This is a genomic window from Agarivorans sp. TSD2052, assembly GCF_023238625.1.
GTDB lineage: Bacteria > Pseudomonadota > Gammaproteobacteria > Enterobacterales > Celerinatantimonadaceae > Agarivorans.
Genome location: NZ_CP096670.1, coordinates 624,406 through 645,623, shown reverse-complemented (window position 1 = coordinate 645,623; position 21,218 = coordinate 624,406). Strand labels below are relative to the sequence as shown.

Here is a 21,218-nt window from a genome sequence, read left to right as displayed (position 1 = left end):
CTGAATCTGGCATTCTAGCGCTCATCTGGCTACAATCGCGATAATCTCTGGTTTGTATGTTGGAAGTAGATTGCAAAGCTTATTACCGAAACGCCACCGCCGACTGTTAATTATTCTCGCCCTTGTGGTGGCTGCCGCTGTTCTTTTCCCTAGCGAACAAAACTCGCCCAATGCCAGTCAACGTCAAACGATCGATCTTTCGGCTAAAGCCAATAATAAGTTAACCCTTGACCCACTAACGGAGATGACCAGCGCAAAAACCGAACCTTCGTTAGCTAACATCCAACAGCGAGAAAAACAGCCTCAACTTAACACTACTACTGAGCCTAAGCCTGCAAACAGTGAGGTTAATGGGTCTCAGATAAAGCAGGCCACGCTTAAACCAGAGCTCGTTGACGCAACCTCAACGACATTACAGCCACTAAAAATTAGCGAAGCCGCTAAGCCCGCTGAATCAGCAGAGGCTGAACCTATCGCGACAAAAATCAGTGAACAACTTAGCGATAGTGATGCTCTTGGTACCCTCGAGTCACTAAAACAAGGTGGAGAACTGCATTTAGGTGTCCGTTATCCACTAGCGCTAAGTATCCCATTATCAGAGATGCCTTCCGAGCCAGAGCATTTTTATACCCTTAAACGGCAAACCGTTAAATCAGGCGATAGCATGGCGCTGATCTTTTCTCGAGTAGGCTTAAGTGCCAGAACCTTATATAACATCGACCAATTGGGCGGCGAAGCCAAAAAGCTGCGCACGGTTCACCCCGGCGATACCTTAGACTTTTATCTTGATGACCAAGATCGTTTAGTAAAACTTAATTACCCACAATCTAAGTTTGAAACCTTGGTTATCGAACGGGACCAACAACAAAAATTTACCGCCCGTATCGACACTCAAGAGCTGGAAGTAAGAACCAGCTTCGCCCAAGGCACCATTAGCTCAAGTTTTTGGAATGCGGGTATCAGCGCCGGCTTAGGCCAAGGACAAATTATGGCGCTAGCGGCTGTATTTGGCTGGGATATCGACTTTGCCTTAGACATCCGTAAAAACGATAGCTTTATGGTGTTATTTGAAGAGCACTATATCGATGGTCAATATGCTGGAAATGGCGATATTATTGCTGCCGAATTTATCAACCAGGGTGACATTTTCCGAGCAGTTCGCCACGATGATGGCAACTATTACACACCTGAAGGCCGGCCAATGCGCAAAGCTTTTTTGCGTGCACCAGTAAACTTTAAATATATTAGCTCTAGCTTTAACCCACGCCGCTTACACCCAGTAACAGGTAAAGTGCGCGCTCATAATGGCATAGACTACGCTGCTAAAGTCGGCACTCCGATATTAGCAGCGGGTGATGGCCGAGTCACCAAATCTGGCTATAGCAAATACAACGGTAACTATGTATTTATTCAGCACAGTAGCGCTTATATGACGAAATACCTACACCTACAAAAACGCTATGTAAAAACTGGGCAACGGGTAAAACAAGGTAAAACCATTGGTACATTAGGAGCGACTGGCCGAGTAACAGGCCCCCACCTACATTATGAATTTTTAGTGCACGGAGTTCATAAAAACCCACGTACTGTTAAGTTACCGACCTCTACGCCATTAAAAGGCGAGAAAAAGCAACGCTTTATGCCTATTGCTAAAGCCCGTATTGAACAGCTTGATAATACCAAACGGGTATTATTGGCAATGAACTAGGCCAAGCGATGAGCGACATGTATTTAGGCTTAATGTCTGGCACCAGCATGGATGGTGTCGATGCAGTAGTGGCTGATTTTTCCCAGCTACCACCGAGAATATTAGCCCACCACCAACAAGCTATTCCCAGCCCTTTGTTGGCTAAGTTACACCGCTTATGTAAGCCTGGAGAGGATGAATTGACGGTGATGGCAGAAGCCAGCGTAGAGGTAGCGGCACTGTTTGCTCAAACCGCCATACAAGCAATCAATCATGCTCAGTTGCAAGCCAGTGATATTGTAGCAATAGGTAGCCATGGCCAAACTGTTCGCCACTTTCCTGAGCTAGGTTTTAGCCTGCAAATTGGTAGCCCTAGCCATATAGCTGTCGCCACCAATACTGATGTGGTAGCCGATTTTAGAAATAAAGACATGGCCTTAGGTGGCCAAGGCGCCCCTTTGGTACCGGCCTTTCATCAAGCGGTATTTAGTCACCCCCAGCAAGCTCGCTTTATACTTAACATTGGTGGCATAGCCAACATTACCCGCTTAATCACCGGTCAGGACTTATTGGGCTACGACACGGGCCCGGGCAATACCCTGCTAGACCAACATTTCAAGCGCCATCATCCCAACGGGACTGATTACGATGATAACGGTCAATGGGGCCGCAGCGGCCAGCTGATCCCAGCGTTATTGGCACAACTACTGGCTGATAACTACTTTGCTTTAAGCGCACCTAAAAGCACGGGGCGTGAATACTTTCACTTAGCGTGGTTAGACAAGCACCTACAACAACCCGCATTTATCAAGGTTCAGCCAGCAGACATTCAATGCACTCTGCACCACCTCACCGTGCAAAGCATCGCCGAACAATTACAAGGCTTTGAGCAAGGCACGGTATATTTATGCGGCGGTGGTGATAACAACGGCTTGTTACTTGAGCTACTGGCTAAAGCCTTACCTAAGCTAAGCTTAAGCAGAACCTCAGAGCTGGGCATTCCTGAACAAGCCTTAGAAGCACTTGCTTTTGCTTGGCTAGCTAGGTGTTTTGTACAACAAAAAAATGGTAACGTCGGATCCGTTACTGGTGCTAACCGCGCAGCGATCTTAGGTGGGTTTTATCCATCTAAATAGCCCCAAGTGTACCTCGCCATCTTAGCAAGCGCTGCTGTTGCTAAAGTGAGCAGCAACCTCCTAAAAGCCCGTGTTTGTTAGTATTGATGCTTAAACCGGGTATTTAAACCAGTTGCAGCTTATAAAAACACCAACAACAATGTTCTACGAATATAGAGTCGATTAACGAGCCCTATCTTTTAACCTTCTCTACACAGCACCTAGCGGAGCAGGCTAGCGCCGAGAACGTTAACATCGGTTTGGAAGGTGGTGAGTTATTTCCGTGCGGAAAAAGATAATAGAGACTGCTTTTCAATGTGACCACCTTAAGCTTTGTCAGCGCAAAGCTTAAGGTGGTCGTGGTCAAGACGAAACGGCTACCTTCCGTAAGCATTAAGGCTTAAAGATTGGCGGCTAATGCTCGCGTTAAGCATTAAGCCCCTAATAACTCTTGTTCTTTCGCTTCAACCAATTCAGCTTGCTTATCCTTACGGCTAAACTTTGCCCCTAACATTAACAAACAAGGGGTTAGAATCAGCGTAAGTAAGGTAGCAAAGCTCAATCCGCCCGCTACAGCTGTCGCCAATTGCGACCACCACTGCGAAGACGGCGCGCCTATTTCTATGGTTCGCTCAAACATATCTATATTCAGCTGCAATACCATCGGCATTAAACCTAAAATAGTGGTGATGGTAGTGAGCATTACCGGCCGCAAACGCTGGGCACCAGTGCGCATAATCGCTTCTTGGGCGGCAATGCCCTGCTTCCGCAAGACGTTGTAGGTATCAATAAGTACAATATTATTGTTCACCACAATACCGGCTAAAGTTATCACCCCTAGTCCACTCATAATGATGCCGAAAGCTTGGCCCGCTAACAGCAAACCGAGTAATACCCCAATGGTAGAAAACAGCACCGCCGAGAGGATCAACAAGGCTTGATAAAAACTATTAAACTGGGTGACCAAGATCAAGCCCATGACAAACAGGGCCACCATAAAGGCCTTGCCTAAAAAGGCCATCGTTTCCTCTTGGTCTTCGTTTTGCCCACGTAGCTTAATATCAACCAGTGGATCTAACGCTAATTGCTTGATCTGCTCTTGTAATTTAGGCAGCTCTAAACTGAGATTTTGCCCTTCAGCCATGTCGGCACTCACCGTGAGTACTTGGCGGCCATCCACTTTGTTTATCACATCTTGCTTGGGCTTAGCTTCTAAACTTACAAAATTGGTAATCGGCACTAAGCCATGGGAAGTTTTAACCCGCAGTTCACTTAAGCGGCTAATACTGCGGCTTTCTTCCGGAAAGCGAACGCGAATCTCTAACTCGTCATCAACATCATCGGGACGATAGTCACCAATGTTAAGACCGTTGGTGACAAACTGAACGGTATTCCCCAACAACGTCACATCGGCGCCAAAGCGCGCCGCTTTGCTTCGATCAACCTTTAACTGCCACTCTATACCCGGTTTGGTCGTGGAATCTTCGGCATTCACGAGATGCTCATTATCATCAATCAACTGGCGGATTTTTTTGGCCATCGGCTGTAAGCGTTCAGGGAAACGCGAGCTTAACTCTAACTGAATATCTTTGCCCGCTGGCGGGCCGGCTTTATCTTGGCGAAACTCAATTTCTAAGCCCGCAATAGGCGCTAACCGAGAACGTAAGTCAGCAATCACTTCATCGGCTGGACGGCGCTGATTCCAGTCTTTAAGGTTAACCCGAACATTACCCAGTTGTTCGCCACCCACTTTATTGTATAGCGTGTCGTAGTCTTCAAGATCAATGATTCTACGCTCAACTTCTTGCATGATGGCTAACTTTTCATCAGTAGAATAATCGCCATGCGAACGTACAATGATGTTAAAGCCTACCGGTTCAACTTTCGGGAAAAACTCGACGCCTTTACCGGCACTGCTATAGGCCATAATTACCGCCACTGCGATAACAATACCGATACCCAATACCCTTAATGGCGCGTTTACGGCTTTATCTAATACGCGTAGATACACGCCAGTGAAGCCTTTTAGATCTTGCCATTCACCACGGTCAGCCTTGACTAAAGCGGTTTGCTGAGCAGCCGTTAATTTGCGTGGGCGACCAAAAATATTACCTAATGAGGGGACAAAAATAAGCGCCATCACCAACGATGCGCTTAAGGTGGCGATAAGCGTTAGCGGTAAGTAACCCATAAACTGACCAACCATGCCAGGCCAAGCCAGCAAAGGTGCAAAAGCGGCCAAGGTGGTCGCAGTAGAAGCAATAATCGGCCAAGCCATACGTTGCGAAGCTAGCGAATATGCTTGATGCCTTGGCACCCCTTCACTCATTTGCCGATCAGCAAACTCAGTGACAACAATGGCACCATCTACTAGCATGCCAACCGCCATGATTAACGAGAAAAGCACAATCATGTTGATGGTGAGGCCACCCAGTGATAACACCAAAATACCCGCCAGAAATGACCCCGGAATAGCAATACCGACTAATAAGGAAGAGCGCACTCCCATTACCGCAATAATCACGACTACCACTAACAAAACTGCAGAGAGGATGTTGTTTTGCAGCTCTGAGAGCATGGTACGAATGTCTTTTGATTTATCGCCCGCATAATCGATGATGACGGAGTCGGGCCAAAACTGACTTTCGCTATCGATCAAGTGTTTTACCTGTTCGATGGTTTCTATTAGATTTTCTCCAGGGCGCTTACTCACTTCTAAGGAAATAGTCGGTTTACCATTAACTCGAGCATAAGTACTGGCGTCTTTAAAGGCACGACGCGCGCTCGCCACATCACCAAAAGTAACAATTCGGTCGCCATCCACTTTGATAGGCAGGTCGATAACGTCTTTCACTGTCTCAAATACAGCGGGCACTTTTACCGCAAAACGGCCATTACCAGTATCTAAGGTTCCGGCGGTGACTAAGCGGTTGTTGCGACTGACCAGATTATAGATATCGGCTTGATCTAGACCGTAAGACTCCATTAATAAAGGGTTTACGATAATCTCTAGGTAATCTTCTCGGTCACCGCCGATGTTGACCTCGAGCACTTGTTTCATCGCTTCCATTTGATCTTGCAGGTCACGTGCAATAGTCAATAAGGCACGTTGCGGTAAGTTGCCTGATAACAACACCGTTATAGCTGGCTGCTCGGTCGCCAAGGTCACTTGGTTTACCTCTGGCTCGTCTCCCCCTGCAGGTAACTTAGGTTTAGCTTGATCTACCTTGGCGCGCACATCAGCCAAGGCTTGGTCGATATCGACACCGACAATAAATTCTAGCACTACCGAACCGTGACCTTCGCTGGCGGTGGCAGTCATCTCTTTGATGCCTTCAATGCCTTGAAGCTCTTGCTCCATAGGGCGCAGTAGCAAACGTTCGGCATCTTGTGGGGAAATACCATCATGCGGAATAGACACATAAATGACCGGGATCTCGACATCGGGATCCGATTCTTTAGGAATATTAATGTAGGTAATGATGCCAGCAATGAATAAGAACACTAACAATGATAAAACGGTTCTAGTTCGCGACAGTATCGCTTCAATAAAGCTATGCATTACTCAACCCTCTCCTGCATGAGTAACTCAGCTTTAGTGACCGCTTCAACGGTATCGCCGGCCCGTACAAATCCTTGACCCAAAATAATCACCTGATTATCACCAGTGAACCCCGACAACCATGCACCATCAGGGTCTGAACGGACCAAACTGGCAGGAATGAACTGTACGATGTTATCTACAACGGTTTTAACACCTAGATTTCCCTCATCATCTAAGGCTAACACTGCAGGGCTAACCTTAATAGCTTCCACCTCACTAAGCGGAAAACGAACACTTGCGCTAACGCCTGCACGAAGTTGATTTTGTTGGTTATCAATCAGTACTTCAACTTTAAAGGTGCGCGTATTAGGGTCAGAGATAGTCGCAATAAAACTCACAACGCCTTCGACTTCTTCGCCAGTCACCATCGTGACATAGGCTTTTTCATCCAACTTAAGCTGGGGAATATCTCGCTCAGAGACATCAGTACGAACGACCAACTGTTGGGTGTCTGCAAGCGTTAATATCGGGTCACCAATGGCGAGGTAGGCACCAGCTTCCACAATATTTTCTTCGAATATCCCATCATAAGGGGCAAGAATAAGGGTATTGTCGATCGCCAAGTTAAGATTTTTCACCATGGATTCAGCATCAACTAGCGAGGCCTTAGCCTCGGCTAAGCGGGCTTTACCTTGGAAGCCTTTTTTACTTAATGCATTTACCCCAGCATATTCAATTTTTCGTTGCTCTAACAGCGCTTCAGCGCGTAATAGCTGAGAGCGACGATCTTGAATATCTAAGCGAGCTAAAGCTTGGTCCTTGGTAATGGGTCGGCCTTCTTTAACTAAAAATTCAAGCAAACGCCCTGACACTTCAGCCGAAATAGTGCTTTGGCGGCGCGCTTCAGTTTGACCATATAGGTGTATGGCTCGCTCAATGCGCTCTGCAACGTAAGTTTTCACTTGTACTCGAGTAACATGAGTCTGTTTAGTGCTGAGCTGCACTGACTCATCAGGGCTATCAGCTTTCAGTTGCCCAGAGAGCATCCACAGCACCACAATGGCAACAATAATGATCGATAGAATATACGGGCGAGCGGCGAAAAATTGTTTTAATGCAGAAGGCACAATCAAACATTCCCTGTTGACAACTTGAATAGGTCAAACAGTATACAAGGTGTTTTAAAGGAACAACATTAAATATCAAAGACTACTGACAAATTTGATACAAAAGACTATCTCAGCATCCTGAAACAACAAAGCCACCTTAAGGTGGCTTATAAATCAACATAACTGGATCCAGCTATAAGATTTAGATACTAAAAGACGAGCCACAACCGCAGGTGGTACTGGCGTTAGGGTTACTCACCAGAAAGCGAGACCCCTCTAAACCAGAGGTAAAATCTACAATACCGCCAACCAAGTATTGTAAGCTCATCGAATCGACAATCATTGATACGCCCTGCTTCTCGACTAAGGTATCACCTTCATTTACTTTTTCATCGAAAGTGAATCCATACGAGAAGCCCGAGCAACCGCCACCGGTAACATACACGCGTAGCATCAAGTCCGGATTTTCTTCTTCGGCCACCAATTCTTTTACTCGTGATGCGGCGGCATCAGTGAATTGGATTGGAAATGCGGCTTGTTCAGTTACAGCTTGCTCTGACACGGTGTATTCCTTAAAAACGTTAACTAAAGCGGATTATGTAATACCTGAGTAATTAGTTCAAGTATTACCCGGATCTGGCCAACTTTGCTGATAAACGATCTCGGCTTTTTTATTCCATTTATTGCCATCTACCTTGGCTGTTAGCTCGATACGCTCAGCCAAAAAACCTTCAGGTAGTTTAAGGTCTGTGTTCACTTCTTGGAAATAACGAAACTTAAAGCTAAGAGGAGTGGCTTGTACTTGTAACTCATCTAAACGATATTGCATAGGCTGCTGGTCTTGACTACCAATTACGACTAACTCTAACTCTCCACTTAACCAACGCTTATTACGAGCCACTTGCATCAGCAATACTTGCACTCGAAAGTAGCCTGGGCTTAACATTGCTTCGATATGAAACTGCTCTATCTTCATACCACCAGCCTGTTGCTCTGGTGCCATGATTTTTCGGTAAATCAGTAACTCTTCGGTTAGTGCCACATTTTGCTCACTAAGCTGGTCAACCTTTTGATTGAACAGCGCGAGCTCTGCAAGGCTGGTATCTTGTTCGAGTTGAACCATAGATAAACGCTGTTGCAACACCGATTGACTGTCTAGCGAGTGAGAGAGTTGCCGTTGCAATTGACTAATCATTTGGTCTTTTTCTTCTACGACCACCGACAAGCCGTATACGCCGGTTAAAGCCAATGCCCCTATCAAACTTACCACTAACAACTTTGGCTTCGCCACTTTGTACCCGCTTACTCGGAAAAACCGATAGTTTACCGAGAATTAAGGCTAGCAACAAACCAGAGATTTAGCCCAAGTTGATAGTTTGTTATAGTGAGCCCAATTTAGTGCCTCAGCGGCCAGTAACTAAGATTTAATAGGATGCTTTATGTCTCGTTCAGAACAATTATTTAGCCAAGCCCAGCAAACCATTCCCGGCGGCGTAAACTCTCCGGTTCGCGCATTTAATGGCGTTGGCGGTACACCGGTATTTATTGAACGAGCCGATGGCGCCCGCATTTTTGATGCCGATGGTAAAAGCTATATAGATTATGTGGGTTCTTGGGGACCAATGATCTTGGGACATAACCACCCCGCGGTCTACCAAGCTGTAGTGGATGCCGCCGCTAAAGGCTTAAGTTTTGGTGCGCCTACTGCGGCTGAAATAGAAATGGCTAACTTAGTGTGCGAGTTAGTGCCGTCAATGGACCAAGTTCGTATGGTGAACTCAGGCACTGAAGCCACCATGAGTGCAATTCGTTTAGCCCGAGGCTACACCGGACGCGATAAAATTTTGAAGTTTGAAGGTTGTTACCATGGCCATGCAGATTCACTGTTAGTGAAGGCAGGCTCAGGTGCGCTCACTCTTGGCCAGCCCAGCTCGCCAGGTATTCCTGCTGATTTAGCCCAACATACACTGACTGCCACGTATAATGATTTAGCTTCGGTAGAAGCCTTGTTTGCTGAATACCCTGACGATATAGCCTGTATTATCGTTGAACCAGTGGCCGGCAACATGAATTGTATCCCCCCTGTAGAAGGCTTTTTACAAGGCCTTCGCGCAATCTGTGATAAGTACCAAGCCGTGTTTATTATCGATGAAGTTATGACCGGTTTTCGTGTCTCGCTCGGCGGTGCGCAAGCGCATTACCAAGTAGAACCAGATTTAACCTGCTTGGGCAAAGTGATTGGTGGAGGTATGCCAGTTGGCGCCTTTGGCGGCAGTAAAGAAATCATGGCTTACCTCGCCCCTGTTGGCCCGGTATATCAAGCAGGAACATTATCAGGCAACCCTATTGCTATGGCGGCAGGTTTAGCAGCCTTAACCGCACTGCGCGATCCTGCTGTACATCAACACTTAAATGCCATTACCGAACGTTTAGCAAGCGGTTTGAAAGCCGCGGCTAAACGCCAAGGCATTCCGCTAACAGTAAACCAAGCAGGCGCAATGCTAGGCTTTTTCTTTACCGAGGAAGACAGTGTTAGTAACTTTGCCCAAGCGTGCGCATGTGATGCTGAGCGCTTTAAGCAATTTTTTCATATGATGTTAGAAGAAGGCATCTACTTGGCACCGTCAGCTTTTGAAGCGTCGTTTACTTCTTACGCCCATAGTGAGGCTGATATTGACGCAACCATCGCCGCTGCTGAACGCTGTTTTGCTAAATTGAAATAAGTACTTAACAGCCCATTCTTAGTCTCATATGGCTAAGAATGGGCGGTAGTTAAAGCGATAATTGCTTAGTGTAACCACTCTATTTTTGTAACTCGGCCTGTTTTTAAATAGATAACATATCGCTTGCCATCAATCGTGTAGAGCAAGCCTTCTAACTTATTATTATTATCACCACTTACCACTTCCGAGTACTCAGCCTTCCCACACGCGCTGATCAACGTTAGCTTGTCAGTTTCTGAACGGATCCAAGTACCACTGCAGTTAATGTTAGACACTTCGCTGCCATTGCCAGCCAAGACACTAATGGCGATAACTAAGAGTAATAAGCCGAGTTGGATTGAGCGCATGCCGACTCCTTGAATCGCCACTATTGATAATATTAAAACTATAGACAAAGGAGAGGATATTATCGAATATTTTCTTTGTTTGAAGGCCGACTCCACAAAAAGCACATAACTAAAAATAAACAGCTACCCGCGATGATTCGAGCAAACAACGGCACATTCATCCACATCATAAGCCCAGCCGAAATCACTACCATTAGCGTGGCACTGCATTTGGCTTTTAGACTAACAACACCATAGCGTTGCCAATTATTAATTAGGGGGCCAAATACTTTATGTTGCAGCAGCCATAATTCAAAACGCGGCGAGCTTTTAGAAAACAGCACGACTGCTAGCAATATAAACGGAGTGGTAGGTAACAGCGGCAAAAAGATACCTAAGGTACCTAACAATACCGATATCCAAGCCACCAGCATGAAAAACAGCTTTAACATCATCGAGAGCTTTTAAGTTATCCACATCCTCGAATTCTACCGATAAACGCGACAATTAATAACTAATTGTTATTATATGTGCATAAATAAATTAGACATCTAGATGGCCAAAATGGTAATTTGGTTCTACCGCCGATTTATCGCTAACTTGCGGGCGGATTAAAAATGCAGCTAAAGCGCCCTATTAAGGCGCAAACATTAAACTAGGAGTTCGTTATGTTTGAAGCAATCCAAAAAGAAACGTTTTTGAGCCAAAAGCCAACGGTTAAATCATCTGTAAAAGTACTGTCAAGTAGCCCGCGGGATTACCCACTAGCTAAACAAATAATCGTTACCAATGAGACTCAAGCTTGGTTGGTTGATGACTTTGAATGTTCTGCATTTAACGACAGCTATCGCCCAAGGGCTTAGTTAAGAATGAGTGAATGGAGTTTGACGATAATCTAGCAAGCTAAAGATAAAAAGCGATGTAAACCTACATCGCTTTTAGTGTTATCGCACTGCCTAACAAAATGGTGATTGTACTTCGCCACGCATTTTCTCTCGCTGACAGGTATGGCGATCAACACCACTGGGCCCTATTTGCAAACTATCTTGAGCACCAACTGCGGGGCTAATCGACGCTTGAGTAGCAGTACTAAACAGTAATACTGTACCGAAAATCACACTGAGTAATGTTGTAGTAAAGGCTTTCATATTGTTTCTCCTGGTAATGAGCCAAGACTGCGCAGCCATAATCTAAAAGACCTACCAGAGCGTGGTAATATTTCAGATATTTTGAGCTAATTAGAAGAAATTCTGCAGAAAGAGTAAAAGGTGAAGTTTTTCCTTCACTTAAGAGTGAGGAAGAATGAAATATTTAATTTCTATCAGGCATAGCATAGAAACGCCCACGACAATGCAGACGCTCTAGGTAAGATTAAACACGCTGTAGTTAGCTAATCGGTTTAGCCGCTTTACGCGTTTGTTGGTCTGTTGATTTACTCGGACAAAAACTGGCACCAGAAGCACCTCTAAAACTTGAAACAGCCATAATATACACCCCTACTACTTAACATTATGTCGGTATTAAGCACTACGCTTAAACTCACAATAGTAAGATTGCAATAACAAGACCAAGATCAAGCAACAGCCAACAACAGCAAAAAAAACCAAAAGGTGAAAACCAGCCCGTCGCATTTAGATAAATAATTCATTAATTATCATTCAGCAACACTTTCATCTTTACCGGTAAATGCTCTATAAATGCAAGCTGCTGGCTAATTGTCGGCTTTGTACCAATTGGGCGCAACAACACACCAACTTGGTACAATTCACTACATATTCAGAATAATCATCTAAAGCTATTTGGATAAGCCATAACGTTGATGCAGGGCTTCATAGAGATTTTCTTGGAAGCTAGTTGAACCGATGTCTAGGCAGCCCATTAATTCGACTAAGTGTTCGTTATCTTCACGGCCATCCCATACCTTTCGGTAAGTGCCTTGTTTGTATCCATTGTCTTGACGGAAGAAATTCAATACATTTTTACTGACATACTGCACGTATAAATCTGGCCAGTTCATTTGGCAATCTTTCAACAAAGCAGAAAACAAACCGATGCTAGTGCGCTTGGCCGCCGCTAAGCCAATCATTAATTCTAGCTTTTCAAGCAAGTTAAGCTCTGCAAACTGCCATTGTTTACCGTCAAAATCTATAGTCGCTTGGTCGATATTAGCAAAGATATAGGCTTGAGCTGCGGAGTGACTCCCATCTGCTTGTAACAATAATTCTGACAATACAAAGTGCCAAATATCCACTAACTCCATTTGCAGTTGCTCTAGGTCGCAATCTTGCTTTTTCCACCACTTCCAGCCGTGATGCTCAATCGCTTCCGCCCCTTCAATCACCACCGCCCGCAAAAATGGAGAACCAGTGATTAACCAATCAGGATTTACTTTAGCGTTCATATTGTCTTGCAGTTGCAACATTACTTGCGCTTGATTTGCTTGTAACATGACGAGTCCTTATTCGATAAATGATTGCTTAATTAAATAAACTTTTCAGCCAGCTTGTTGCTTTTTTAGCGCTTTGTTGTACACATCCTTCAGCCAAGTCGGCTTGACGACGAGGCGCAGGCAGTAAGCTAGACTCTCCGCAACCTGCCGAGGTCGGCCGCCCGTTCGCTTGGGCGAAATGTACCCAACTAAGTTGCTCGGGCTGCATCGCTCTAAGAGATTGCGGGTAAGAGGTTTTTAAGTACGCCGCGTACACCGGCAAGGCTGCCGCTGATCCCGTCACTGCGGCAGGTTTATTATCATCTCTACCCACCCAAACAGTGACAATCTCTCGCTGATCGATCCCCACATACCAGCTATCACGTAATTCGTTAGTCGTGCCGGTTTTACCGGCTAAATCTACTTTGGGAATTCGCCACTTTAATGAACGAGCCGTGCCGCTGCGGGTCACCTCGGTCATTCCATACAGGGTCAAGTAGTTACTCATTTCTGACCAGCGGCGCTCGGCGCTGACATCTGCTTTATACAACACATTGCCCTGACCGTCATTGACTTGGTGCACTGCATATAAGGGGCGGTGCTCACCATCACCACCAAGAGTTTGGTAAAGTTGCGCAACTTGAAACGGCGATAAACTTAAACTCCCCAATAATAAGGCAGGATAGGGCTGTGTATCTTCTTCTAAACCGGCTTTTCTAAGGGTATCCACCACTGAATCAACCCCGACTTCGAGGCCTAAGCGAACTGTAGGTACGTTGAGAGACTCCGCCAAGGCCCGTACTAGCATCACTGGCTGGCTAAACGTTTTGTCGTAGTTGTTCGGTTGCCACTTAGTTCCATCATCTAAAGGCACTGATAGAGGACTGTTATCTAAGAGTTCTCCCAATTGATGACCTTGCTCTAAAGCTGTTAAATAGACAAAGGGTTTTACCAACGAACCGATTTGACGGCGGGCATCTAAGGCGCGATTAAAGCCTTGATTGTTCTTTTCTCGCCCACCTATCAGCGCTCTAATCGCGCCACTGTGACGTTCACTGATCACCATGGCGGTTTCTAATTGTTTTTTACCGCCCTTATCGAGCTGTTCTAGCACCGTATAAGCGGCAGTTTGCGCATGACGCTGCGATAATGGATCTAAAGTCGTAAATACTTTAACACCATTATAATTTCGCCAATTCCCGGCATGCTGTTGAAGTTCACGGCGCACTAAAGAAACAAAACCAGGGGTTCTTTGATAACCCATGCTGCCACGCAGGCTTAAACCTAAAGGCTGTTTCACCGCTAGCTGATATCGCTCGGCCGATATCTCACCTTCTTCAGCTAATATTCGCAATACTAAATCTCGTCGATTAAGCGCGCGTTGCTCGCGTCGCCAAGGGTCATAATAAGAAGGCCCTTTAATAATAGCCACCAGCAAAGCCACTTGCTCTATCGACAAATCGTTGACTGGTCGGCCAAAATAAAAATAACTGGCTAAGCCAATGCCATGTACCGCATTACTCCCATTTTGACCTAAGTAAACTTCGTTGAAATAGCTCTCGAGTATCTCGTCTTTACCGTAACGAAAATCAATCAGTAACGCCATGTATGCTTCTTGCAGTTTTCGCCATAAGGTACGATCACGGGTTAAGAAAAAGTTCTTCGCTAATTGCTGAGTAAGAGTGCTGCCGCCTTGCACCGTTCGACCAGCGCGCACATTCACCACTAAAGCCCGCGCTATTGCCATTGGCGATACTCCATCGTGCTGATAGAACTGGCGATCTTCAGTAAGAATCAATGCTTGCTTAAGCGACTCGGGTATATCACTTAAGGGGACAAACAAACGGTCTTCTTGCTCAGCCACATTTAGCCGTTCCAGTAGCACCGGATCTAAGCGAGTTTGGGCAATCTCTTCACCGCTATCACGATGTTGAATTTTAGACAGACGAGAAGGGCTAAAGGTCAACAACATAGCTAACTCAGGCTCCACCCCGTCTGCAAATTCAAACTGCCTCCGTACAACTTCAATTTTAGTTTTCGATACCGCGTATTCGCCACCCCGCTTGGCCCGTTTAACCTTACGGTAATTGAGTAATGCCAGTTCGTCCTGCAACTCTTTACGCGTTAATCGTAAGCCGGGGTATAGCTGTAGCTCACGGCCGTACACCGCCGCGGGCAACTGCCACTTTTCGCCATTAAAGCGTTGCTGAATTTTACTATCAAGAACGACTCCCCAAGCAACAATGAGTACCATACCAACCAATGCGAGCTTCCAGCTTATTCGCCAAATTCGTTTGCTCCATGAAGGTTTATTGGAAACCTTCTTTGATTTGCGCTTGCTAACCGCCTTTTTTGCCGGCGCTCGTTTGGTTTTAGCGGCGGGCTTTTTAGCAGTCGTTTTTTTTGGGATGGGCTTTTTGGCCGAAGAATGGGGCTGTTTTGGAGTCATCACTGCCTTACTGCTAAATAAACATGCGGTTTAAGGCTTACTGCAAGCTAATTAGCGTCAGTAAGTCAAAAGTGGCTTTAGGATACTCCCACTGGCGTGCTTTTTTAAGCACAAAATAAACGAAGGTATCGCGAAGCGACATACTTGATTATAAGCCCGGGTCATGTAAGTCATGTAGACTCGCTGGCCGATCACTAGATAGCAGACCTAATTGAGCATAACACGCCTTATCAAGGAGCTTAGCCCTTCCAAGAGGCCAAACCTAAAACTTGAATTCGCAAAGATAAATCTGCCAGTATTAATGAGCCAATTGTAAACTCGGGGGCACCGTTTCCCAGAGTTGCTTAGCTAGCATATTTTGGTATCCATAATAGTAAAGGCTTGTCATATACTCTTTGGTAAATGCTTCTTCACTTATCAAAGGGAAATCGTTATCAATATAAGCAAGGTGAAAGCTCATTTTGTGGCGCTGAGAAAAATGGTAAATATGTTCAACATCACCAATTCCCTGATTGCGGATCATAGTTGAAATAGAGCGCAAACCTATTTCGGTAAGGCTGTTCTCAATAATCTGATAATTGGGTTTTAGCACACCATTACGAATAACGTAAACGTGCTGAGGTAAGCCGGCTAGATATGGGCTATGGTAAGCCCATTGAGGGGCAAGAAATACTTGACGAGATACACCGCCATCTACGTGTAACTCTTCGTAACGTTGCTTGCCGTCATCAACAATAATCGTTTGTGCTGGAAACGCACCTGGAACCGAACTACTCGCAATAATGATGTTCTGAATCATCTCAACGGACTGCTGAGTACCTACCTGAGCAATCTTACCAATATCCCACATTGACATCTTTTCATTGTCTAAGTTAGTGGTGCCTATAATTAATAGCCGCCCTTTGCTGCGTTCATTGGCTAGCTTAGCGACGGTTTCAGTATTAACATAACTACGAACTTTCTCTTCAAAACCTTTAGTATTTAATGCTGGCTTCCCACCGAGCATACTAAGAACACTATTTAGCTCAAATAGACTGCTCATACTGGTATTGGTGTAATAGTTTTTTAAGGTTTGGTCGTAATCACTCCCCAAATAAGCAAAGATTGACACGATTGCACCCGTTGATACTCCGGTAACCAAATCAAATTCAGGTCGATTTCCATTTACCGTCCAGGCATTAAGTACCCCTGCAGAAAACGCTCCGTTAATCCCACCTCCAGATAAAGCCAAATGATAAACATCATCAGGCAGCCCACGTTTACGGCTTTGTCGGCTACTTATAATTTGTTGGTATTCACTAGCCAAATCATGACCCGTAATTTCTTTGCTTTCGCCGTCCCAATAACGGATCCCCGAAGTAGCGAGTGGAGACATCAGTTCGGAGTGTTGTGAAGCATGCCTAGCCGAATGACCACTGCAGGCAACTAACACAAGCACTATAATGAACATCACTAACTTACGCAGTGCATTGAAGATATAAACGCTAAACGTTTGTTTAGTCAATGGTCGTTCCTCCAGCTTGAAGGGCTTTACGGCTAAGTGGATTTAAGAGGGAAAAATCTGAAAGTTACATGAAGGCTAGGCTGACGTCCTTGCTCAGCCAATAGCAATGTGCGTTGTTAGAAATGATAATCAACAGACAATACTATTTGTTGGGTATCATTTAGCTTGAAGCCAGCTTCTTCATAATCTTGCTCTAAGTAGCGATAAGCTAGTTCAGTACTCCAATGACGGTTAATTTTATACATCGCGCCTACCTGCCCACCCCATACAAACTCAGTAGAACTTTGTTCATTAATCTCACTATCTGCAGCGCCTGCTGACACGCCAGCAAATAGGCTAAACTGGTCATTCAACGAATATAGGTAATCATAAGATGCAAGGAAGCTGTTTTGGCTTAACTCGTCCATGTAGGCATAAGTACCCATTACTCGGTGGTTTTCATCAATAATAACGCCACCACGCAGTTGGAAGGTAGCATCGTCATCCCCGCCAGTGTACTGACCTTTAATATTATCAGCTTGGTAACCCACGCCAGCACCAGCGAACCAATCTAAGTCAGCTGCAAACGTAGCGCTAGAAACTGAAGCGATGATTAACGCGCCTAAAAAAGTCTTCTTATTCATAATGGTAATCTCATAATTTATAAAGGGTGATCGCTAACTGCCTTAACTAGAGCAGCACTTAGCGGCATTAAAGTCTTTGTTGTGACGAGGCCAAGCTCGCCACTGCCAAGAATAATATCGATATAAATTGTTCGGATATACCGTTGCCAGCATCACATACTGTCACGATATTTATGACAATAAATGGAGCCAAACGGTTAGACTGTATTAGGCGCTGCAGGTGAAAAAACGTCGTTCACTGCTTGGAGTAATTAAGCTGTCGCTTAGTTTTGTGAGTGGCTTGAGCACTAATCGGGTCGTCTGGCCATGGGTGCCTTGGGTAACGCCCTTTCATTTCTTTTTTCACCTCAACATAGGCAGATTGCCAAAAGCTTGCCAAGTCTTGCGTAAGCTGAAGGGGTTTACCTCCCGGAGATAATAGCTCTAAGGTAATAGCAATTTTGTTGCCTAATTGTGGTGATTGCGGCTGACCAAACATTTCTTGTAATTTTATCGACACTACCGGCGCTTTCCCCAATTGATAACGAATAGCCGCTCGATTGCCCGACGGAGCCAAATAGTGACTTGGCACTAACACTTCAACTTGCTGCTGTTGTTGCCAGTCTAATCGCGATTTTAATGCCGCTAGCCAGCCAATATTTTTTAGCTGCTGCCAGTTACGGCAAGTGTGTAAGTGTATGCTTAGCCATTGGTCTGCATCACTAAGTAGCCCTTGCTCGCTAAAGTCGGCTAATGCTAACTGTTCAAACCAGCGTTCAGCACAACGAACTCGCTCTAACCAAGCGGCAGCCTTATCACCTAATGGAAGCCAAGCAAAACCTTTTTTCCTAATTTGTTCTAGCCATGCTTGCGCCACTAACTCAGGAGCCACTTGCTCGGCTGGCTGAGCGCTCAGCACTATGGCACCAAGTCGTTGCTGTTGCTCGGCAACTATTCGTTTTGCCGACTCAGACCACAGACAATGTAGTTGCGAGGTAAACCGCTGTGGTTGCCATTTTTCTAGTAGGCTCAAATCCACATCACAGGCTAAGGCGATACGACCTTGATTGCGCCCTTCTGGCCAATATAGATCAACCACTACCAAGGCTTTATGTTTAGCGAGAGACTGCTGTTCTTGAGCTAACTCCAAACCAAAACCCGCACTCGCCGTATAATTATTAGATTGGCGCTTTACAGCGATGCGATCGGGAAAAGCTTGCGCTAATAGGAGACCGTCCCAACTTGCATCAAGTGATTGTTGCGGATTCAACGTAAAGCGCTGGCTCAAATTAGCTAACTGCTGCTTATATTGCTGTTTAGCAGCACCTTGCAACTGTAAAATAGCCAGATTAGGCTCACTAGCATTTAATGGTGCATTAATGTCTAGCAAGGCAGCTAGCTCGCAAGCTCGCCACAACAAGCCAGGCAAAGGTAGTTGTTGCTGCCACTGCTGCGCTTGCTCTAACATCGCCAAACAGCGTGGACCTAAACCGCTACCACTCACCGCTTTAGCACGATCGGTTAAATGGTTCTGCTTTATTAAATCCAAATCTTCTAATAATTGCTTAGCTTGCGCTAAGTGTGCTTGAGGTGGTTGATCTAACCACTGTAATTCATCTGCTGTTGCCCCCCATTGTAATAGCTCAATGACTAAGCGGCTTAACTCACTACGACAAATTTCTGGGCTATTGGCAAAAGGGCGGTGGTTCAGTTGCTCTTCGCTAAATAAACGATAACAGTGACCGGCTTGTAAGCGGCCAGCTCGCCCCGCCCGCTGAATCGCAGACGCCCGGCAAATCATTTTTGTTTGCAGGCGTGTAGTTCCGCTGGTGGCATGATATGAAGCTTGCCGCTCTAAACCGCTATCAACCACACAGCTAATACCGTCAATGGTGAGACTCGTTTCGGCAATATTGGTTGCTAATACCACTTTACGTTTACCGCTTGCTGGCGCTTGAATTGCCGCTTGTTGCTCGGCCAAACTGAGCTTACCGTACAAGCTATGCAGTTCAATATCTGTGCTTAAGTTGGGAGCAAGTTGCTGCGCCACTTGGCGAATTTCAGCATTACCCGGTAAAAATACCAACACGTTACCGATTTGCTCAGCCAAGGCTTTGGCGGTGATTTGGGCAACGCGTTCACTCCACTGCCAATCACGATTAAGTGGATGGTAGCTGTAGCTAATTGGAAAACTACGCCCTTCACTTTCTAACAATACCGCCTCTGGCAACAATTGCTGCAGTGCCTCGCTTTCCAAGGTCGCTGACATCAGCATTATTTTAAGCTCAGGATTAAAAGCTTGCTGAACCTCCAAGCTAAGCGCCAAGCCCAAATCGGCATGAATGCTACGTTCATGGTATTCGTCAAAGATAATTAAGGCCACGCCGGCCAATTCAGGATCGGCTTGAATTAAGCGAGTTAACACACCTTCAGTGACCACCAGCAGTTGGGTTTTAGCCGATTGCCGGTTTTCACCGCGCATTTGATAACCTACCCGTTCGCCCACCTTTTCACCAAGCTGATTCGCTAAGTATTGCGCAATATTACGTGCCGCAAGACGACGCGGCTCAAGCATAATGATTTTACCATTTAACATTGCCTGCTTAAGCAGCATCAAGGGTAAGGCGGTCGATTTCCCCGCCCCGGGAGGCGCGCAAACAATAAAATGTTGCTGAGCAGGCAAATGCTCTAATAAAGCGGGAAAAATTTGTGCTACCGGTAGCGCGCTCAAAGCAGCTCCTCAACCTAAGGGGATAAACCCGCTTAGTTTACCCAAACAGCTTCAACTACCCAAGTAAGTGTTTTACGGCCGTTTAGCTGTTGCTATGGCATATTAACAACAACCAAAACAGATTAGGGCTAAACTAGGTGGAGATGGTCTTGTTTATACCCTAATAATTTTCACCGAATCTAGAGAGGCTAAATTTAAATGATTATATTTTCAAAGAAGTTTATTTTTTTGAAAATTACCCTAATCGGCATCTTCCTATCGGCGACATCAAATGCCCAAGAATCTAGCCATGGTATGACTATAGATTCTTGGCCTCCCTATATGTTTTTTGAAGACGGTCAGCTAAGCGGTATCGCAACCGATATTGTTGAGGCCACGTTCAAAAAGGCGGGTTTAGAACTTGATATTGATGTCTACCCTTGGGCGCGAGCTTACCAAATAGCCTTAAATCAAGAAGGTACGCTAATTTATATGTTATATCGAACTGCCGAAAGAGAATCATTATTCAAATGGGTTGGGCCTATCGTAGCTGCGCAACCGATGTATTTTTATAAATTGAAGAATCGCCCTGAAATAGACATAAACGCCTTGGAAGATGCAAAAAGATACACTGTAGGAGTAGTGAGAGATGTGGCTAACCACAAGTTCTTACTTAAGCAAGGCTTTGAAGATGGCAAAAACATTGCGGCTGTCACCAGCCCACAACAAAACTTAAAAAAGCTGCTCGCAGGCAGAATAGACTTGCTAATTAGCAGCGAGTTAACACTCATTATGCAAATGAAAGAACTCGGCCTTTCAATGAATCAGCTCGAGTCATCCTTCACTCCTATTGAAACACAAGCTGGGTACATAGGTTTAAATTTACAGACCTCAGACCAAAAAGTTCAACAACTGCAACATGCGCTGGAAGCCTTGCAAGAAGATGGCACAGTGGCAAACATCAATAATAAATACATCAACAAATACCGACAATAAATCTTCGCTTTATCGCCGAACAGCG

At 45.3% G+C, this 21,218-nt stretch carries 18 protein-coding genes; 6 read left to right on the top strand and 12 right to left on the bottom strand.

Features of this window, described 5'->3' with window-relative positions; all coding sequences use genetic code 11:
* The first annotated feature begins 70 nt into the window (after positions 1-70).
* Both M0C34_RS03005 and M0C34_RS03000 read left to right on the top strand, forming a co-directional pair.
* Positions 71-1,708 carry a peptidoglycan DD-metalloendopeptidase family protein gene (locus M0C34_RS03005; RefSeq protein ID WP_248714175.1) on the top strand — a complete coding sequence of 546 codons (1,638 nt, stop codon included), beginning with the start codon at positions 71-73 and terminating at the stop codon, positions 1,706-1,708.
* 8 nt (positions 1,709-1,716) lie between these two features.
* Positions 1,717-2,823: an anhydro-N-acetylmuramic acid kinase gene (locus M0C34_RS03000; protein WP_248714174.1), complete on the top strand. Its 1,107-nt coding sequence runs from the start codon at positions 1,717-1,719 to the stop codon at positions 2,821-2,823.
* Positions 2,824-3,235: 412 nt separating this feature from the next.
* On the opposite strand, the gene M0C34_RS02995 is transcribed toward M0C34_RS03000, so the two are convergent.
* The 4 genes from M0C34_RS02995 to M0C34_RS02980 all read right to left on the bottom strand — a co-directional run bounded on the left by M0C34_RS02995 (position 3,236) and on the right by M0C34_RS02980 (position 8,746).
* Entirely contained in the window at positions 3,236-6,364 is a 3,129-nt protein-coding gene (locus M0C34_RS02995; protein ID WP_248714173.1) for an efflux RND transporter permease subunit, read from the bottom strand.
* Positions 6,364-7,473, bottom strand: a complete 1,110-nt coding sequence (locus M0C34_RS02990) for an efflux RND transporter periplasmic adaptor subunit (protein ID WP_248714172.1) — start codon at positions 7,471-7,473, stop codon at positions 6,364-6,366. Before M0C34_RS02990 ends, M0C34_RS02995 begins: the two co-directional genes overlap by 1 nt.
* A gap of 184 nt (positions 7,474-7,657) precedes the next feature.
* Positions 7,658-8,017: an iron-sulfur cluster insertion protein ErpA gene (gene erpA, locus M0C34_RS02985; protein ID WP_248714171.1), complete on the bottom strand. Its 360-nt coding sequence runs from the start codon at positions 8,015-8,017 to the stop codon at positions 7,658-7,660.
* A gap of 57 nt (positions 8,018-8,074) precedes the next feature.
* Positions 8,075-8,746: a DUF6776 family protein gene (locus M0C34_RS02980; protein WP_248714170.1), complete on the bottom strand. Its 672-nt coding sequence runs from the start codon at positions 8,744-8,746 to the stop codon at positions 8,075-8,077.
* Between the two features lie 148 nt (positions 8,747-8,894).
* Between M0C34_RS02980 and hemL the strand changes: the two genes are divergently transcribed.
* Entirely contained in the window at positions 8,895-10,178 is a 1,284-nt protein-coding gene (hemL, locus tag M0C34_RS02975) for a glutamate-1-semialdehyde 2,1-aminomutase (RefSeq protein WP_248714169.1), read from the top strand.
* A 65-nt stretch (positions 10,179-10,243) separates the two neighbouring features.
* Here hemL and M0C34_RS02970 read toward each other — a convergent pair whose 3' ends face one another.
* Together M0C34_RS02970 and M0C34_RS02965 are read right to left on the bottom strand one after the other, a co-directional pair.
* Complete coding sequence (locus tag M0C34_RS02970) at positions 10,244-10,525, bottom strand: hypothetical protein (protein ID WP_248714168.1); 282 nt, start codon at positions 10,523-10,525, stop codon at positions 10,244-10,246.
* Positions 10,526-10,584: 59 nt separating this feature from the next.
* Entirely contained in the window at positions 10,585-10,959 is a 375-nt protein-coding gene (locus M0C34_RS02965; RefSeq protein WP_248714167.1) for a YbaN family protein, read from the bottom strand.
* 213 nt (positions 10,960-11,172) lie between these two features.
* On the opposite strand from M0C34_RS02965, the gene M0C34_RS02960 reads away from it, so the two are divergent.
* Positions 11,173-11,367, top strand: coding sequence for a hypothetical protein (locus M0C34_RS02960; RefSeq protein ID WP_248714166.1), 195 nt, complete (start codon positions 11,173-11,175; stop codon positions 11,365-11,367).
* Positions 11,368-11,460: 93 nt separating this feature from the next.
* Here M0C34_RS02960 and M0C34_RS02955 read toward each other — a convergent pair whose 3' ends face one another.
* The 3 genes from M0C34_RS02955 to mrcB all read right to left on the bottom strand — a co-directional run bounded on the left by M0C34_RS02955 (position 11,461) and on the right by mrcB (position 15,186).
* Positions 11,461-11,652, bottom strand: a complete 192-nt coding sequence (locus tag M0C34_RS02955; RefSeq protein WP_248714165.1) for a hypothetical protein — start codon at positions 11,650-11,652, stop codon at positions 11,461-11,463.
* 647 nt (positions 11,653-12,299) lie between these two features.
* Complete coding sequence (locus tag M0C34_RS02950; RefSeq protein ID WP_248714164.1) at positions 12,300-12,953, bottom strand: dUTP diphosphatase; 654 nt, start codon at positions 12,951-12,953, stop codon at positions 12,300-12,302.
* 28 nt (positions 12,954-12,981) lie between these two features.
* A complete protein-coding gene (gene mrcB / locus M0C34_RS02945; RefSeq protein ID WP_248714163.1) occupies positions 12,982-15,186 on the bottom strand; it encodes a penicillin-binding protein 1B in 2,205 nt (734 codons plus the stop codon).
* Here mrcB and M0C34_RS02940 point away from each other — a divergent pair.
* A complete protein-coding gene (locus M0C34_RS02940; protein WP_248714162.1) occupies positions 15,176-15,415 on the top strand; it encodes a hypothetical protein in 240 nt (79 codons plus the stop codon). The genes mrcB and M0C34_RS02940 overlap by 11 nt on opposite strands.
* Positions 15,416-15,679: 264 nt before the next feature.
* On the opposite strand, the gene M0C34_RS02935 is transcribed toward M0C34_RS02940, so the two are convergent.
* The 3 genes from M0C34_RS02935 to hrpB all read right to left on the bottom strand — a co-directional run bounded on the left by M0C34_RS02935 (position 15,680) and on the right by hrpB (position 20,218).
* Entirely contained in the window at positions 15,680-16,885 is a 1,206-nt protein-coding gene (locus M0C34_RS02935) for a patatin-like phospholipase family protein (RefSeq protein ID WP_248714161.1), read from the bottom strand.
* 116 nt (positions 16,886-17,001) lie between these two features.
* Complete coding sequence (locus tag M0C34_RS02930; RefSeq protein WP_248714160.1) at positions 17,002-17,508, bottom strand: porin family protein; 507 nt, start codon at positions 17,506-17,508, stop codon at positions 17,002-17,004.
* Positions 17,509-17,743: 235 nt separating this feature from the next.
* A complete protein-coding gene (gene hrpB, locus M0C34_RS02925) occupies positions 17,744-20,218 on the bottom strand; it encodes an ATP-dependent helicase HrpB (RefSeq protein WP_248714159.1) in 2,475 nt (824 codons plus the stop codon).
* 198 nt (positions 20,219-20,416) lie between these two features.
* Here hrpB and M0C34_RS02920 point away from each other — a divergent pair, with 198 nt between their 5' ends.
* On the top strand, positions 20,417-21,193 hold the full coding sequence (locus M0C34_RS02920) for a substrate-binding periplasmic protein (protein ID WP_248714158.1): 777 nt from the start codon (positions 20,417-20,419) through the stop codon (positions 21,191-21,193).
* Positions 21,194-21,218: the final 25 nt, after the last annotated feature.